General features: G+C 64.8%; 10 protein-coding genes. 1 reads left to right on the plus strand and 9 read right to left on the minus strand.

What is annotated here, in order from left to right:
- Window positions 1–68: 68 nt before the first annotated feature.
- Entirely contained in the window at window positions 69–3854 is a 3786-nt protein-coding gene (locus tag BUS42_RS39660) for a PVC-type heme-binding CxxCH protein (protein WP_074317085.1), read from the minus strand.
- Between the two features lie 386 nt (window positions 3855–4240).
- On the opposite strand from BUS42_RS39660, the gene BUS42_RS39665 reads away from it, so the two are divergent.
- Window positions 4241–5437 carry a S1C family serine protease gene (locus BUS42_RS39665; RefSeq protein ID WP_074317087.1) on the plus strand — a complete coding sequence of 399 codons (1197 nt, stop codon included), beginning with the start codon at window positions 4241–4243 and terminating at the stop codon, window positions 5435–5437.
- 8 nt (window positions 5438–5445) lie between these two features.
- Here BUS42_RS39665 and BUS42_RS39670 read toward each other — a convergent pair whose 3' ends face one another.
- The 8 genes from BUS42_RS39670 to BUS42_RS39705 all read right to left on the minus strand — a co-directional run bounded on the left by BUS42_RS39670 (window position 5446) and on the right by BUS42_RS39705 (window position 15355).
- On the minus strand, window positions 5446–7587 hold the full coding sequence (locus BUS42_RS39670; protein ID WP_074317090.1) for a polymorphic toxin-type HINT domain-containing protein: 2142 nt from the start codon (window positions 7585–7587) through the stop codon (window positions 5446–5448).
- A 324-nt stretch (window positions 7588–7911) separates the two neighbouring features.
- The gene (locus tag BUS42_RS39675; RefSeq protein WP_074317092.1) at window positions 7912–9540 is read right to left on the minus strand and encodes a hypothetical protein; all 1629 of its coding nucleotides are present in this window, start codon (window positions 9538–9540) and stop codon (window positions 7912–7914) included.
- Between the two features lie 93 nt (window positions 9541–9633).
- The gene (cobU, locus tag BUS42_RS39680; protein ID WP_074317094.1) at window positions 9634–10167 is read right to left on the minus strand and encodes a bifunctional adenosylcobinamide kinase/adenosylcobinamide-phosphate guanylyltransferase; all 534 of its coding nucleotides are present in this window, start codon (window positions 10165–10167) and stop codon (window positions 9634–9636) included.
- A gap of 221 nt (window positions 10168–10388) precedes the next feature.
- Window positions 10389–11222 (minus strand): adenosylcobinamide-GDP ribazoletransferase, encoded by an 834-nt coding sequence (cobS, locus tag BUS42_RS39685; RefSeq protein WP_074317096.1) that lies wholly within the window; start codon window positions 11220–11222, stop codon window positions 10389–10391.
- The gene (locus BUS42_RS39690; protein ID WP_074317098.1) at window positions 11209–11859 is read right to left on the minus strand and encodes a bifunctional 4-hydroxy-2-oxoglutarate aldolase/2-dehydro-3-deoxy-phosphogluconate aldolase; all 651 of its coding nucleotides are present in this window, start codon (window positions 11857–11859) and stop codon (window positions 11209–11211) included. Before BUS42_RS39690 ends, cobS begins: the two co-directional genes overlap by 14 nt.
- Before the next feature lie 111 nt (window positions 11860–11970).
- A complete protein-coding gene (locus tag BUS42_RS39695; protein ID WP_074317100.1) occupies window positions 11971–13215 on the minus strand; it encodes a DUF790 family protein in 1245 nt (414 codons plus the stop codon).
- Window positions 13216–13337: 122 nt separating this feature from the next.
- Window positions 13338–14753 carry a DEAD/DEAH box helicase gene (locus tag BUS42_RS39700; protein WP_074317102.1) on the minus strand — a complete coding sequence of 472 codons (1416 nt, stop codon included), beginning with the start codon at window positions 14751–14753 and terminating at the stop codon, window positions 13338–13340.
- Window positions 14750–15355, minus strand: coding sequence for a Uma2 family endonuclease (locus tag BUS42_RS39705; RefSeq protein WP_074317103.1), 606 nt, complete (start codon window positions 15353–15355; stop codon window positions 14750–14752). The genes BUS42_RS39700 and BUS42_RS39705 overlap by 4 nt, the downstream gene beginning before the upstream one ends.
- Window positions 15356–15452 lie beyond the last annotated feature (97 nt).

Raw genomic sequence — 15452 nt, forward strand, 5'->3', positions numbered from 1 at the left:
CCCCTTTCACGCCGTTGCCTCCGCGTGGGCGCGGAGGCAACCGCGGAAAACCAATGGCTCCGCCGCAATCAACGCGGCGCGTCCTTCGACTCCTCGGCGCTGAACTCGACCGGCCGGTCGGCGACGAGCGTCGTCACCAGGGCGGCGTTCGGATTGCCGGCGGCACGGATCAGAAGGTCACTCGAGCCTTTGGGAAGGCTGAGGAAGACGGACCGGGGCTCGTTCTCCTGGGCCTGGGGAAGTTCCAGTTCCTTGCCGTTGAACCAGACCTTGAGATCCCCCTTGGTTTCGAGCACAAGCTGGGCATCCTGCTCGACCGGCGAACCGATCGGGGCGTGCAGGTAAACCACCTGCTTGGGATCATCACCGGCAAGAGTCGACAAGTCGGCACGTCCTTCGGCGTTGGCATCGAGCCGGCGCCAGGAGAGCTTGCGCCCTTCGGGGCCGACCAGCGTTTCTCTGAGGTTGACCTTCAGGCGGGTGTCGAACGGGTCTGAGCCGTCGTTCGCGATGGCCAGCGGGCCGATCACCTGGTACTGGCCGACGATGCTCACCGGCTGCCGCAAGGTGGTCAGGAACGCAAGCAGGTCGACCAGGTCTTGGTCTCCCATCGTCTCGGCGAGGCCCTCGGGCATCAATGAGACGTCGCTGCTCGAGCGATCGTCGACGTCGCCGGGCCGGATCGAGACCCGCTTCGCGTCGGCCGTTTTGAGAACGAGCCGATCGGGACCGTCCTCGACGGGCAGGCCGGTGAAGACCTGGCCGTCCTTGGTCGCGACCACCGCCGTCTTATAGTTGTAACCGATCGCCGCGCTCGGGTTGAGGATCGAGCGGAGCAGCTCGTCCTTGCCGTACTTGGTGCCGATCGTCGAGAGGTCAGGACCCACCCAATCCCCGCGTCCTTGCACGCGATGGCAGCCACCGCAACTCACGAGGCCAGGCCCCTCTTGACTCCGGAAGAAGACGTCACGACCACGGTCGGCCCGACCGTCGCGACGGATCAGGTCGCCGAACGGGGGGAGGGGACGACCGGACTTGGTCTTGGGCAACGGCAGGATCTTGGACGCCTCGTCGCGGATCTTGCCGTCGACGTGGGCGTTGACCACGGTCGTTGCCTCGGTTTTGAGGTCGGCGGGGAGCTTGTCCTCGCGGGCCAGGGCCAGGACGCGACGGCCGCCCTCGCTGGTCCGAGCGAACGTGCGGAGCGCTTCGCGACGGAGGCCGAGGGGATAATCCTGGGCCACGATCAAGTCGGCGAGCCGCCGGCTCGCATCGCCCAGCTTCGGCAAGGTCCGCACGGCCGCCTCGGCCGGGCTATTGGAGTGGTTCTTGCCCTTGGTCTCGGCGATCAGCGCGTCGAAGAACTCGCCGATCCGCGGCGGCTTGAGCTGGCCGAGCGCCTCGACCGCGGCCACCCGGACCTCGTCCGACGCTTTCGGATCCCGCGCCTGGGTCCTGATCTCGTCGGCGAACCGACCGTCACCGGTGGCAGCGGCCGCCTGCATCGCCGAGGCCCGCGTCAGCGGATCGCCCAGCGCGAGCTGGATGACCTGAATCACGCGCGGGTTTGCTCGTGCGGCGGCCCAGTTCCCCCCGAGCTTGCGCCCGAGCAACTCGAGGACCTGCCGCTTACGGATCGGGTCGTCGGAGTCGGCCGCCAGGTTGGCCAGGGCCTCGGCCCCGGCGGGGTCGTTGATCTGCATCACGACGTCATCGGCCGCCTGCTGCAACTCAGGGCTATCGAGCTTGGGAGCGATCCGCGCCAGCAAGGGCAGGACCGCGGGCTGATGGATCCGCCAGGCGAGCCCAAGCGTCTTGCTGAGCGCCGAGGCGGGGAGGTCCTTCGTGCCGGCCACGATGTAGGCCTCGTTGCGGTCGACCGGGAAATAGGGCGGAAGCGCCACCTGCCTCGTGTCGTCGAGCGTCAGGTCGCCGTACAGGGTGCCGTCGCACAGGCTCTCCAGGAAGTCGTTCTCACGGGCACCGAGTGCCAGCCCGAGCGCTTCGAGGTACCAGCGATCCTGACCGTCCCAGGTTCGCGCCAGAGTCTTGAGTGCGTCGCCAACCTGAGGGGTCGGCAGGTTCCGCAACGCGAGAATCAGTTCGCGACGCACACCGGCGTCGGGGTCGGCCGCCATCGGCAACAGCGAGGTGAGGTGCGCCGCGGCGGGGGCGGGCCGTTTCGCAGCCTGGTCCTTGTACTCGACGCGGCCGTTGTCACGATCGTCGCGGCCCAGGATCCGGACCGCCTGCTCCCGGATCCGCGGGTCGCGGTCCTTCAACGCGTCCTCGGCTGCCTCGTCCCCGACGATGGCGTGAAGCACCCAGAGTGCTCGGGCACGCTCGTGCGGTTGACCGGCGGAGAAGAGGTTCGCGAGGGCCGTGACAGCCTCCTGCTTGGGGTCGAGCTGTTGCGCCCCCTTCGGCTTGTCGGAATCGACCGGCTTGGCGTTGGGATCACCGGCCTTGGCGAATTCGATGAGTCCGCGCCGGGCGGCGTCCTGCGCCGCGACCACGGGGGACTTGAGGGCTTCGATGAGCCCGTGCACGGTCCCGAACTCAGGCTTGGCGGCCTTTGGCTTGGCGCCGATCGGGCGGACGCGATAGATCCGCCCTGTGTCCTGATCCTTGAACGCGTGCCCGCCGACTCCGGCGTCGTACCAGTCGGCGACGAAGACCGAGCCGTCAGGGGCGGCCGTCATGTCGACGGGGCGGAACCAGGGGTCATCGCTGCCGAGGAAGACTTTGTACTCGGTGCGGAACGACGCGCCATGGCGGCTCAACGGAAAGTAGTTGATCTGCCGCGTGCCTGCGTCGGCCTCGAGGACGGCCCCCTCGTACTCCTTGGGAAAGAGTTTGCCTTCGTAGACCATGATGCCGCAAGGGCTGCCGTTGCCGGTTCCGACCAACTTGGGCACGGTGCCGGGCACTTCCTCGCCCCAATGCCGGGGGCTCCCTGGGGTCCGGTAACCGTACTGGCCGCCGTCCATCACCCAGATCACCCGGCTCCCACGGTTGCCGTCGTCGTCGTTGTCGCTGGTGAAGATATTGCCGAACGCGTTCAGGCTGGTCTCGTAGTTGTTCCGCTGGCGATCGGCGAGGACCTCGAACTGGGTGCCATCGCGGTTCACGCGAAGGGTGTTCGCAAGCTGGTCGCTCGAGACGTGGCGCCCGCTCTTGTCGACGACATCGAAGTTCTGGACCTTCTCGGTGTGGTCCTGTTGGACCGAGCAGCAGCCGTCGCCATGGGTGAAGTAGAGCTTGCCGTCGAGGCCGAGCACCATCCCGTGGACGCCGTGATCGGAGTCGATGCCGCCGAACCCGGTCAGCAGGGGATAGCGCTTGTCCGCCTTGTCATCGCCATCGGTGTCTTCGAGCACGAGCAGGTCGGGGCTATTGCCGATGTAGACTTTGCACCCCTGGTACTTGCCGTCCTTCCCGTACCGCTCTTCCACGGCCAGGCCCATGGGCACCGGAAAGATGTGATCGGCGAAGACGGTGACTTTGTCGGCCTTGCCGTCGCCATCGGTATCCTCGAGGATTTTGATCCGATCCGCGTCGTCGATTTTCTTGAGGCCGGTGTTGCGTGCGCGTTGGAGTCGGTAATTGAGGCCTTCGGTGACCCAGACCCGACCCCGCGAGTCGACATCCATGTTGGTCGGGTTGTTGACCAGGGGCTCCGACGCCCAGAGGGTCGCTTCCAGGCCGTCGGCCGGCTTAAGCTTGCGGGCCGATTCTGCCGGCCCGACCTGGGCCTGGGCAGAGCCGAGGATGGGACCACTGAGCAGGATTGCCCAGACCCCGAGCCCTACCCATTGGGCGAGCCTGGTGCGCGGCGGGTTGCGATGCGACATCGGCGACGGCTCCTGATCAATGGGCAAATCAGCCGAGGACACCCGATCCCCGGCCGGATTCGACCGTTGGCTGCGAACGTAACCTCAAGGAATCTCGAATCGAGCGACTCCGGCGGATTGGCCTGGCCAGCACATTGTGTCGCGCGGGGAGGGGGCCGTCCAGCCTCTTGCCCGACGGCCTGCGGCGGACGGTCGCACGCCCCGATCGGTAGGCATCAACGCATCGTTCCGGCGGAACTCCGAAAAGATCGCCCGCCGATTCGGCCTCAAAGTCGCCGGGCCGATCCGCTAGAATAGAACCGGAATTCGGCGGAGACGCGAGGGACGCGAACTCGCCCTTTGGCCCGCGTAACATGGGATAGGTTAGGATCGAGGCGGGAGGCGATATGACGAACTGGAAGTCGATCTCGGCGCACCTCTTGACGGCGGCGACCACGCTCGCCCTGGTGGCTCTCCTCTATGGCGGACGACTCGGAACGCAGCGACCGCTCCCCGTTCATCAGATTCCGGGCTTCCGTCGCCTCGAGCCGCCGGTCACAGCGAAGCCGACCCGCCCCACCGGTTATCAGTTGCGTGCGGTTCCCTCGCTCTCGATCCCCCCCGATTTGCTCAAGTGTTCGGATGCCGAAGAGCAGATCAACATCCGAGTTTATCAAGGGGTCAACCGGAGCGTCGTCAACATCACGACGGCCTCCGAGGCGACCGGGATCTTCGGCGACGAGACGTCGAGCGGCACCGGATCGGGCTTCGTCATCGACACCGACGGACATATCCTGACCAACTACCATGTCGTCGAGGACGCCGAGTCGGTCCAGGTCACGCTCTACGATGGAACCACCCACGAGGCCCACGTGATCGGCGCCGACGCATCCAATGACGTGGCGATCGTGAAGGTGCAAGCCCCGGCCGCCGACCTCCACCCGGTCGCCCTGGGTGATTCATCGGGCCTGCTCGTGGGGCAGAAGATCCTCGCGCTCGGCAATCCGTTCGGGCTCGAGCGGACACTCACCACCGGGATCATCAGTAGTCTCGACCGCTCGCTGCAAGCCAAGAACGGGCGGATGATCAAGGGGATCATCCAGACCGACGCCGCGATCAACCCCGGCAATTCGGGGGGCCCTTTGTTGAACTCGCGGGGGCAGGTGATCGGCATGAACACGGCGATCATGAGCCAGGTCGGGCAATCGGCCGGGATCAGCTTCGCCGTGCCGATCAACGCGATCGCGCGGATCATCAAGCCCTTGATCGAGCACGGCCGGGTGATCCGCGCCGACCTGGGGATCACCCGCGTCTTCACGACCAACGAGGGCCTGGTTGTGCTCGGACTCGTCGAAGACGGCCCCGCCGAACGCGCCGGGATCCAACCGATCCAGGTGAAGGTCGTCCGCTACGGCGGCGCTTTGGTCCGCAAGCTCGACCCCGAGTCGGCCGACGTCCTGGTCGCGATCGACGGCAAGGCGGTCCACAACGTCGACGAGTTGTTGACCGAGGTCGAGTCCCACGCCCCCGGCCAGGTGGCCAAGGTCACCGTGCGCCGCGGCGGCCGCACTCTCGAAATCCGGGTGACGCTCGGCAAGTCATAACAAGAGGCTCAGTCCTTGCGGGCGATGGCCTCGAGCCCGGGCGCGGCGTCGAACGGGTCAGTCACCGTCTCGATCAGGCTGTTGTCGTGCACCAAGGTTCCGGCTCGCCCCACGAAGAAGTTCTGCCCATCGGCCACTTGGAGGTTGAAGACCGGCTGGACCTGGTCGCTCTCGACCGACCGAACCGTGCTCAGACCGTTGAGCGTGCGTACGGGATCGCCCGGCTTCAATTCGCGGGCCATCGTCCAGCCTCGTCCCGCCTTCCAGAACCGATGGATCCCGGTCGCGACGATCGACTCGTCGCCAAGATCGATCCGGAGCGTCTGATTGGGCGGGTTGTGGAAGACCGCCACGATCGGCTGATAACTGAGTCGCCCCGTCGCCGTATCCTGAGCGAGAACCTGGTCTCCAACTCTCAGGCTCTCGATGAGACGAGATCCTGCGAGGGTTGTGACTAACGTTCCTCCACCGAAACAGGAGTGCCCCAAACGAACGGCACCAATCGGCGCACCATTCGCAATGATCGGGGCGGCTTGCGGACGGTATTCCAGGGGAACCTGTTCCGTGATCGTCGGGGTTTCCTGCGAGGCCTTCTGCGGGACGTAGGCGTAGCCACGAAGGTCGATCGCCCATTTCTTCCAGCTCTCCGGATCATCGCCAAGATCGCCCCCGGCGACTTTCGTGAGAATCGAGACAACTCGCTCATTGAGCCGAACGATCGGCGCGTTGTACTGCTTGATGGAGGCGACGTCGTTTTCGAGTTGCCGCTCGGCCAGTTGAGCCGCTGCCTGCGCCTCGAGTGCCATCTCGCCCACCGGAATCACAGCCATGCGCGGCATGATCATCGCGACCTCCCCGACATTCGCGAGAGGACGGGGGTTGTTCAGAAGCGGCACGAACGTCTCGTTCGCATTCTTCGCTGCACTCTCAAACAACTGCTGAAGTTGCCGGGTCTCCTCGGCGCTGAACGCAGTCGTGGGGAGGAGCGCCGAGGCCCGCTTGAAATCGGCTCTGGAACCGGCCCCCATCATAGACCGGGCCATCTCCGGCGACACGGGCCCGGTTCGGGCAAACCCGAGAAGACGGGTGGCGACAGGCAGACCCGAGCCACCATAGCCGAGCTGGTCGCCGAGTTGGAGCGTCGGGCCAGCAGGGGGACTGTAGAGGCGTTTGACGTTGAACTGGGTGCCTTCGACAAAGAGCTCACCAGGCGATCCGGGACCGCCAACGGGCCGGACTTCATATTTGACCGGCTTCCGCATCAGGTCGGCGAGCCAGCTCGCAAAGTCCCGCGGGTCACGTCGCACCAGGGTCTCGGCCGCTGCCCGACGAACTTCGGCGAACGGGCTCCCGACCGCGAGTACAGCCAAGGCACGCGAGGACGGCGCCGAATCGATCTGACCGAGCAGGCGGACCGCGACGCTCTGATTCGCTTGCCCCTTGCTGAAGACCCGGGTGATCGCCGGCACCGCACCTGGATCCGTCACTTGAGCCAGAGCGTCTTCGGCTTCAACCTGACGACTCTTGGACACGAGTGCTTTCCTCGCCCGTTCGAGAACCGGCATCCAGTGCCCGTCGGCCTCTTTCCGCCGCTTGCTCTCGGCCGCTTCCGCGGCGATCTGCCCGGCACTCGCCCAACGTCCGTCGACCTTCTTATAACCGAGCCGTTTCCAAGCATTCTCGCGCGTGGGGTCCAGTGAGGTGACCGCCATCAAGTGGGCGTGTGCCTGGTTCTTCAATCCATTCTCTTCGCACCAAAGCGCCAGATTCCACTGCCCGTCGGCCGTCTGCGGCGCCTGGATTCGCCTCTTGTGATAGCGATCGAGAATCGCCTTGAGCTTATCGTCCGCCTCAACCGACTTACCGACCGACTCGGGCCGCTGCCAACGCCCGCGATAGGCCACCAACCCCATCAGCCCCCGCGCCGTGGCGTTCTTGGGATCGGTCATCACGGCAATCGCCAGATGCTTGATCCGCTCCGACGCAAGGCCGTGCGCCTCACACCAAAGCGCCAGCTTGATCTGAGACTCGGCATCCCGCCCGACCGTCACCTTGGCCGCCTCATAGGAGGCAAGATCACCGTCCGTGGGGGCGAGAATCGCAGGGGCCACGGCGAGCCACCCCGAACAGATCAAGAGAGCGGAGATCATTGATGTGACTCCGAAAAGGATCGCGGAGAGAAGGGGCCAAGCTTAATCCTAGCTATCATGCAACCAGGATCAAGCAAAAAAAGGATCGGCCCCACGTCACGTTGGAAATCGTGATCCAAACACATCAAGCAGGCGCAGATTCGTGCAAATTTGCGTCAAATTCAAAACAGAATCGCACCATGTGAACCCGACAAATGCTCACTCGTGGCTTCCCTCCGAATGCGCGCGGGAGCTGAGCGGTGTGACGAACGACTCGGCGGCTCTGGAAACGCGATTCCGCAACCGGGGACGGCCTCGTCCCACACTCGACGTCGAGCCGTTCGCTTACTGGTTTTTGATGATCGCCTTGGGGCCGTTGCCGGCGCTCGGGCCGGGGTCGAGGCCGATGATCCGGCTCTTGGGTCGGCTTCGATCGACGATGACGGAGCCCATCTCGGTCGTCTCGACCGCACCGACGTTGCCGAGCGTGTCGGCCACTTCGATGCGAATGTGAATCCGAGGCGGAAGGTTGGGCGGAGTGTTCCAGATATAGAGGCCGGTATTCTCCATCGGTGGAGCGATCGGCTGCCAGTTGTCCCCCGCGCGATCGGCTCGCCATGAGAGTGAGACCGGGCGATGACCAAGGTGGAAGTCGGTGGCCCGCCAGGTGATCGCGACCTTTCCGACATGGCGACCGGTCCCCACTTCGGGGGGTTTGAGCATCACGACCGACGGTGGCGTGGTGTCCACCTCCACCCAGATCTGGGGAGCGTCGCCGGGGGAGGGAGGGAGGTCGCCCAACCCCGAGGCCGAGCGGGCCACCAGGCAGAGGCCAAACGTTCCCTCGCTCGGCAGGTCGACCTCGATCGGAGAGACCCGGTCCTGGTCCTCGACCCGCTGAGTCCAGGTCCGGCCACCGTCCTGGCTGATGAACAGTTCCACCGTGTTCGGGCCGTCCGGCCCCGCGTTGTCGACTTCGTATTTCAAGGGGAAGTGGAGGTCTTTGACCAGCAGTGATTTGTTTCCCGCCGCGGGCGGCTCATTCACCGCGGAACCTCGAGAGAGTTCCGCAGCGCGATCCGATGAGCCAGCGAACGGATTCGGATCGCGGTCGACCGGCTCCGGCAGGTTCCGTGGCTCGGGCACGTTCCGTTTCGACACGCGGGTCGGCGGCGGGAAGACGTCCCGTGGCTCGGTCGATCGCGAATTCGCCCCGGGTGTCGGGAAGCCCGACCCCGAAGAATGGGCAGGCGAAGCCAGGGCAGGCGGAGCCATGAACTCCCCATCCTCACTCGCGGACAGGCCGGGATTGCTCGGGGTTCCTCCGGCCAGGCTGATGGTCGTCTGGGCGATGTTGCCGGCGTGGTCCTCGATCTGGGCGCGGACCGTAATCGGCTCGGCGGTGCCAGCGTCCCAGGTCTCACTGCCGATCAAGCCCAACCGAGTGATCGGCACCTTGCGCCACTTGTCAGCGCCATCGACCTGGTACTCGATCGCCAGCGACCCCAACGTGAGGTGTTCGTCGTGAACTTCCCAACGGACCGACGCTCCGCTCCCGCGCCGGCCGTCCGATTGGAGGACCAGCGACGGGGGCTTGGTGTCGACGATCACCTTCATGCTCGGCTCGACCTGGTCGTTATCGCTCGGGAAGAGCCGGCCCTCGGTGTCGAGGGTTCGGACGGCGAACCAGTACTCGTTGTCCTCGGTCGCTTTGAAGGTGAAAGACGGGCGGTCGGGAGTGGTCGACGTGTTCGGCTTCCAGGTGAAGCCATCGTCGTTGGAGACCCAGAGCTGGACCTCCTTGAGCCGCGAACGCTCGGCCGGATCGACGTTGAACGGGATCCGGAACGACCGGTTCTTATGATAGAGCGTCGGCACTCGGGACGCTCGGGTCGAGGGAGGAGCGGCGATCGACGCGGGCGTGGAGAGTCCCAGGATCAGGGCCAAGCCCAGTCCGATACTCGCCAGTCGCATCTGAAAGCCCCTTGGCGCCACGCGTTCGCTCCTCGAACCAAGGCCCCGAACTCAACACTCCACGCGGGGTCGAACCCCTCAATCACCGGCTGGCTACTTCAGTCGAATCGACAGTCCGGCGACACAGAGGTGGACAATTCCGCACTCCGCGGCCAGCCGCTGGTTGGCCATCCCTTGAAGGTCGGCAAACCGCCGCCCCAAGGCATTCGTCGGCACCAGGCTCGACCCCACCTCATTCGAGACCCAGATCACCCGCGCCTGGCCGCGGCCCGCCCGGACCGATCGCACCAGGGCATCGAGAATGTCCGAGTCCGCCAAGGCCGCCCCGTTTCCTAGACCAAGCAAGAGGTTGCTGATCCAGAGCGTTACACAGTCAATCACCACTGAACCCTCCGTGGCCACGATCGCGGGGAGCACGGCTTCCAGGTCTCGCGGAACCTCTTTGGTCGTCCAACCTTCGGGCCGATCGGCCTGGTGACGCTCGATTCGCGCCACCATCTCCGGGTCGTTGCGGTCCAGGGTCGCCGTCGCCACATAAGTGACCGGCGGACACTCGGCGGCCAGCCGTTCGGCCAGCCGACTCTTTCCTGAGCGGATTCCTCCGAGCACCAGGATCGACTCACCCATGAGACCGCACCTTCCCCACCTTTGAGACTGGCAATCAGGCAGGGTTTCCATCACCCACCGCGCAGTAAGAGGCTTATGCGAACGTTATCGGCCGCTCTCTCGGTGGGCTTGAAACGAATCAGACGAAGAGTCGGGTTGTAGGATTATTTCGCGATTTGCCGTAGACCCGCGTGCCGCAACCACCGGTTCACTCTTTACCTCAAGCACGCAGGGCACGCTATTCACCAAGGTGTCCTAAACGCCTGAGACAAGCTGAACATCACCAAAAACGCCAGCTCTCCCAATTCCACAGTCGCGCCGAGAATGTCGCCGGTGACGCCGCCCAGCCGGTTCGCAGCCAGTCGTGTCAGGCTGAAGGCCAGGATCAACGCGGCAACGCCGGCGATCAAACCGGTCCAACCCGCAACCATGACCGAGAAGGCGAGAACGGCGAGCGTCGCGCCCAAGGCGTCGCGCCGGGTGGTCGCGTCAATCACGAGGCGACCCGTTCCCTGGGGGCGGGCGTAGCGGGCCGTACCGGCCGAGACGAGGATCAGGGTCCGACTGATCGCGATGGCTCCGAGAACTGCCAGCGTACGTTCGGATCCGTTCAGTTCACTGAGAACCGCATATTTCCCTAAAAGCACCAGTGCGATCGCAGAAACACCGTGACTGCCGATATGGGGATCGCGCATCACGGTCAGGCGGCGTTCGGGGCCGCCCCAGAGGAAGAGGCCGTCGAAGGTGTCGGCCAAGCCGTCGAGATGAAGTCCGCCGCTGAGAATGGCGAGGAGTGCGATCAGTGAGAAGGCGGTGACGGCCGGCGGGGCTCCGGCGTGGCGGAGTCCCTCGCTCAGGACGGCCATCAGAAGACCGATGGCCGCGCCGACGAAGGGATAGGCGAATCGCGAGGCCGCCAGGTCGGCCTCGTTGAATGCGTCGTCCGTCCCCCCCAGGGGAACCACGGTCAGGAAGGCCAGCGCGAGTTTCGTCGCGCTGACGCCGCGGGTCAGGAGGGACCGCGAGGGCGGAGGGGGAGGCTCGGGCGTCAAGGTCCCAGGTTCACGCAAGGCCACGGAACCGTCGCACGATCGCCGCGTACTGGCTGGCCAACTCGCGAATTCGCGAGAAATCACCACTGGCGACGGTCTTGGGATCGACCAGCGAACTTCCCACTCCCAGGCAGCAAGCGCCTGCTTTGAGGAAGGCCTCGGCCGTGGTCAGGTCGACCCCGCCGGTCGGCATCAGGCGGATCTGGGGGAGTGGGCCGCGGAGTGCCTTCAGGTAGGGAGGTCCGCCCACGTCGGCCGGGAAAATCTTGACGACGTCGGCACCGGCCTCCCAGGCCGCGACGACCTCGGTGGGCGTAAATGCGCCTGGCATCACCACCTTGTCGTAGCGCCGGCAGAGCCGAATGACGTCGAGGTTGAGCGACGGCGCGACGATGTATTCCGCCCCCGCCAGGAGCGCGGCGCGGGCCGTTTCGGGGTCGAGCACTGTCCCCGCGCCCAGCACGATGGCGTCGCCGATTTCCTGCCGGACCTGGCGGATCACCTCAAGGGCGTTGGGCACGGTGAAGGTGATCTCGGCGGCCGTGACGCCCCCCTCGGCCAGGGCGCGCACCACATGAAGCAGCGACTCGCCCGATTCGGCGCGAACCACGGCGACGACCCCACCCTCGAGAATCCGTTTCAGCGTCGCTTCGCGGCTCATTTGCAATTCTCCCCATCCTCGACGACAAAAATTGGACTGTAGCGTCGTGTCCTCTGACCCGTCAAGGAACCGAACTCTTCCCGCCCGTTTGGTTTTTCTTCAGGCGAGCGTCTAAATCCCAAGGCCCGAAGCGTCCTTGACGAAGCCGTCAAGCAGGGCGGAAAGGTCGTTGGAATTCGGTATTTCCTTGAATCGAAGGACCGGACCCGACAAACCCTCGATGGATTCCTCATCCACTTTCAAGCGATCCGAGATCGCCAGCACATAACGTTTCGGACCATGCTGGGGCAAGAGCCGGAGCAGGCGATCGAGGCTCGAGCGCTTCCAGAATCCGACCACCTCGACGAAGACGTCGATCCCGGTCGGTTTGTGGACGAACCGATAGTCGGGAACCCACACGCCCTCGCGCCCCAGCTCGATCACCTCGGTCGACTCGGACACTTCCCAGGCCGAGGCGACCTGACGGATCCGATCGAGAAATGCTCCCATCTCGGCGGGAACATAGGTGCCGGTGTCGGCCTGATGCGTGATCAGGCCGTCGGACGATTCGAGGTGGAAGCTCCGCGGATCGCGTTTCGGCCCCCATCGCAGTTCGGCGTCGAGCCGGAAATCCGAGCAATGCAACAGCGTGGGCAGGAACAGGGCCATTTGCAGACCGTACCTGTTGGTCGCGCTGAAGAGGCTGAGCGGTCCGTCGATCTGGAACGAATAGCCGGTGGCCATGCTTCCTTCGACACGATAGAGCAAGCGATGGAACTTGAGCTGGCGGAAGAGCTGCCGATAGCGCGCGGGCTTCTCGTTGCGGACCACGGCGTTCACCAGCACGGCACGGAGCAGGATCGCCTGCGCCAACGCCACGTTATAGCGGTCGACCAGCCGCTGGGCATCGAGATCGTCGAACCTGAGCATCCGGTTCTCGTCCTTGAGGTCGGCAAACAGGCCTTCCGCGACCTTTTCCGGATCGATGCCGAGTTCTCGCCCCACGATCCCCAGCACATGTTCACGCTTAAACGGCGCCCGATGGCCCGCGGCGCGGAGCGAACGGCGATAGTCGGCCGCCGCCGAAAAGAGTTTCTCACGGAGGGTCTCGGGGGGGACATCGGCCACCACCTCGAACTCGGCGCGATCCTCGAGCACCTTGGCCAGGCCGCGATGCGCCAGCGTCGCCAGGCCTTCGCCCACAAGTTCGTGAACCTCCGTCTCGATCTCGTAGCGGGTCGTGCCGACCCCTTCGCGAAAGATCAGGAGCAGACTCTCGGCGACCTCAAGCCACTGCGCATTGTCGCGGCTGAGGTAGAGCGGCATGACCCGCCCCTTCGAGGTGACCTTCACGCGAACGAGGTTACCGGTCAGCATGATCCCTTGGCCACTCCCCGCCGCTCACTCAGCTAAGAACCCGTCGAACGCTTCCCCGTCGGGCGGGCACGGCCCACCCCACGGGAAGAATCAGAGAGACATTGCGGAAACCATCGGAAGCATCAGTCACCGCCGTAGGCGCTATGCTGACGGCGGCGATTGGAGGTAAATTCTTCGGAGGTCCCCCGGCTGATGACTTCGTAGAGGAGGGCTTCCTTTTCGCCCGACTTACGGAGGATACGACCGAGCCGCTGAACGTGCTCGCGAACCGAGCCCGACCCCGACAGGATGATCGCCACACTCGCTTCGGGGACGTTCACCCCTTCGTTGAGGACGCGTGAGGTCGCCACGATCGGGTAGGTGCCCGCGTTGAACTGGAGCAGGATATCGCGCCGCTCCTTGGTCTTGGTCTGGTGGGTGATGACCGGCACCAGGAACTGCCGCGCGATCTTGTAGACAGTCGCATTATCATGGGTAAAAATAATGACCCGGTCACCGTTATGGCGATCGAGCAACCGGCTCAGGAGTTCGAGCTTGGCAGGCGCGGCCAGCGCCAGGTCACGCTGGCGGCGATAGGCGAGGTAGGCTTGCCGCCCTTCGCTCGAGCGATGCGCCACGAACAGGAACTGGCCCCAGGCGTTGGGGCGACGCATGTCGATCCCGTTATCCTGGAGGAACCCCCGGTAGACCTCGCGACAGCTCTCGTACTCGTTTCGCTCGGCGTCGGACAGGTTCACGTACACGGTCTCGACCCGGTAGTCGGCCAGGTACTGCCCGCGCAGCTCGGTGATCTCGCGGCGATAGACGATCGGGCCGATCAGGTAGTCGAGTTGGGTGTGCGCGTTGTCCGCGCGTTCCGGAGTCGCGGTCAGGCCGAGCCGCCAGGGAGCCATTGAGGCGATCGCGGCCATCCCATACGTCGGGCCGGGGAGGTGGTGGCACTCGTCGAAGACGATCAGGCCGAACCGGTTCCCGATCCGCGCCATGTTGAGGTAGGCCGAGTCATAAGTCGTCACCGTCAACGGCTTGATGTCGTTGTACCCGCCCCCCAGCAGGCCGACCTCGGTGGCGAAGGCCAAGGTGAGCTCGTCATACCACTGATTCATGAGGTCGATCGTCGGCGTGACGACCAAGGCCGGGCGCTTCGCCATTTCAATGGCGAGGTTCGCCACGTGCGTCTTGCCCGTACCGGTCGGAAGCACAATCACGCCGCGTCCTAGCCGACCACCATCCCACCACGCCTTCACGCCCTCCGACTGGTGCGGGAACGCTTCCTTGGTGATCCGGATCGGCCAGGGCGTCTTTTCATAGGCGCGGGCGTCGTCGACGTAAGGGATCTTCTGCGCGATCAAGTACTCCATGATCTCGCGGTAGTGCATCGCCTCGGCGCGGAGTTGCCGGGTGCGATGGTCGAACTCGACGCGAGGTAGGCCACGGGTTTCCCCCTCGGGCAGACCTTCGATCAGCAGAGTTCCTTCGTCATAGGAGAGCCGCAGGTACGACCGGGTCTCGGGACTGGGCACATCGGCCTGGCTCATGCGGGGTCGACTCCCGTCGCGGGACGTTCCGGCCGCCGACGCTTGAGCCAACCGAAGACTTCAGCGACCGGCAGGCGATAGCCGGGAAGGACCGGCTCGCCCTCCAGGACACCGTCAAGAGCCAGCGTCTCGGGGGGCTGTCCCGGGCGGTAGACGTCGACCCACTTTTTTTCAGGATCGATCAGCCAGCCAAGCGAGCATCCATTCGAGGTGGAATGGACCAGCTTCTCACGCGCCAGCCGAGGCGTCTGGTCAGGCGAAATAATCTCGACATGAAGATCGGGAGGGACAAATGTCTCGTTCTGGATCTCTCCCTGCTCGTCAGTGCCAATCTGAGCGTCTAGAAGGAAGACGACGTCAGGCACGATCGAACGCCCCGCATACGTGCAGCGCAACTCGGGGATCGCCATCCCCAAGAACGTGGGCTCAGCAAACCGGTTGAGGCTCTCGGTGATCTTGGATTCGATCACCCCATGCTTCTTTTGCGGCGACACCTTGGCCTCGACTCGACCATTGATGAATTCGAGGGACGGTTCTTCTTCGGGGAGGGCGAGGAATTCCTCCAGCGTGAGCGATCGTTGGATGCGGGACACGCTGCTCATCGCCTGTCTCCCCTACCCGAAGTCGTTGGCTTCGGCCTTGATCCGGATTCATGCTCGAGTCATCGCCAAGGTGGGCCGAGCCCACCCGATAAAACCG

It is taken from the genome of Singulisphaera sp. GP187 (assembly GCF_900129635.1).
In the GTDB taxonomy this organism is placed as follows: domain Bacteria; phylum Planctomycetota; class Planctomycetia; order Isosphaerales; family Isosphaeraceae; genus Singulisphaera.

Excerpts from the sequence above, each read along its gene's own strand:
- BUS42_RS39670 (WP_074317090.1), bottom strand. The coding sequence starts at position 7,587 with ATGATCTCCGCTCTCTTGATCTGTTCGGGGTGGCTCGCCGTGGCCCCT.
- BUS42_RS39675 (WP_074317092.1), bottom strand. The coding sequence starts at position 9,540 with ATGCGACTGGCGAGTATCGGACTGGGCTTGGCCCTGATCCTGGGACTC.
- BUS42_RS39660 (WP_074317085.1), bottom strand. The coding sequence starts at position 3,854 with ATGTCGCATCGCAACCCGCCGCGCACCAGGCTCGCCCAATGGGTAGGG.
- BUS42_RS39705 (WP_074317103.1), bottom strand. The coding sequence starts at position 15,355 with ATGAGCAGCGTGTCCCGCATCCAACGATCGCTCACGCTGGAGGAATTC.
- BUS42_RS39665 (WP_074317087.1), top strand. The coding sequence starts at position 4,241 with ATGACGAACTGGAAGTCGATCTCGGCGCACCTCTTGACGGCGGCGACC.
- BUS42_RS39690 (WP_074317098.1), bottom strand. The coding sequence starts at position 11,859 with ATGAGCCGCGAAGCGACGCTGAAACGGATTCTCGAGGGTGGGGTCGTC.
- cobU (WP_074317094.1), bottom strand. The coding sequence starts at position 10,167 with ATGGGTGAGTCGATCCTGGTGCTCGGAGGAATCCGCTCAGGAAAGAGT.
- BUS42_RS39695 (WP_074317100.1), bottom strand. The coding sequence starts at position 13,215 with ATGCTGACCGGTAACCTCGTTCGCGTGAAGGTCACCTCGAAGGGGCGG.
- BUS42_RS39700 (WP_074317102.1), bottom strand. The coding sequence starts at position 14,753 with ATGAGCCAGGCCGATGTGCCCAGTCCCGAGACCCGGTCGTACCTGCGG.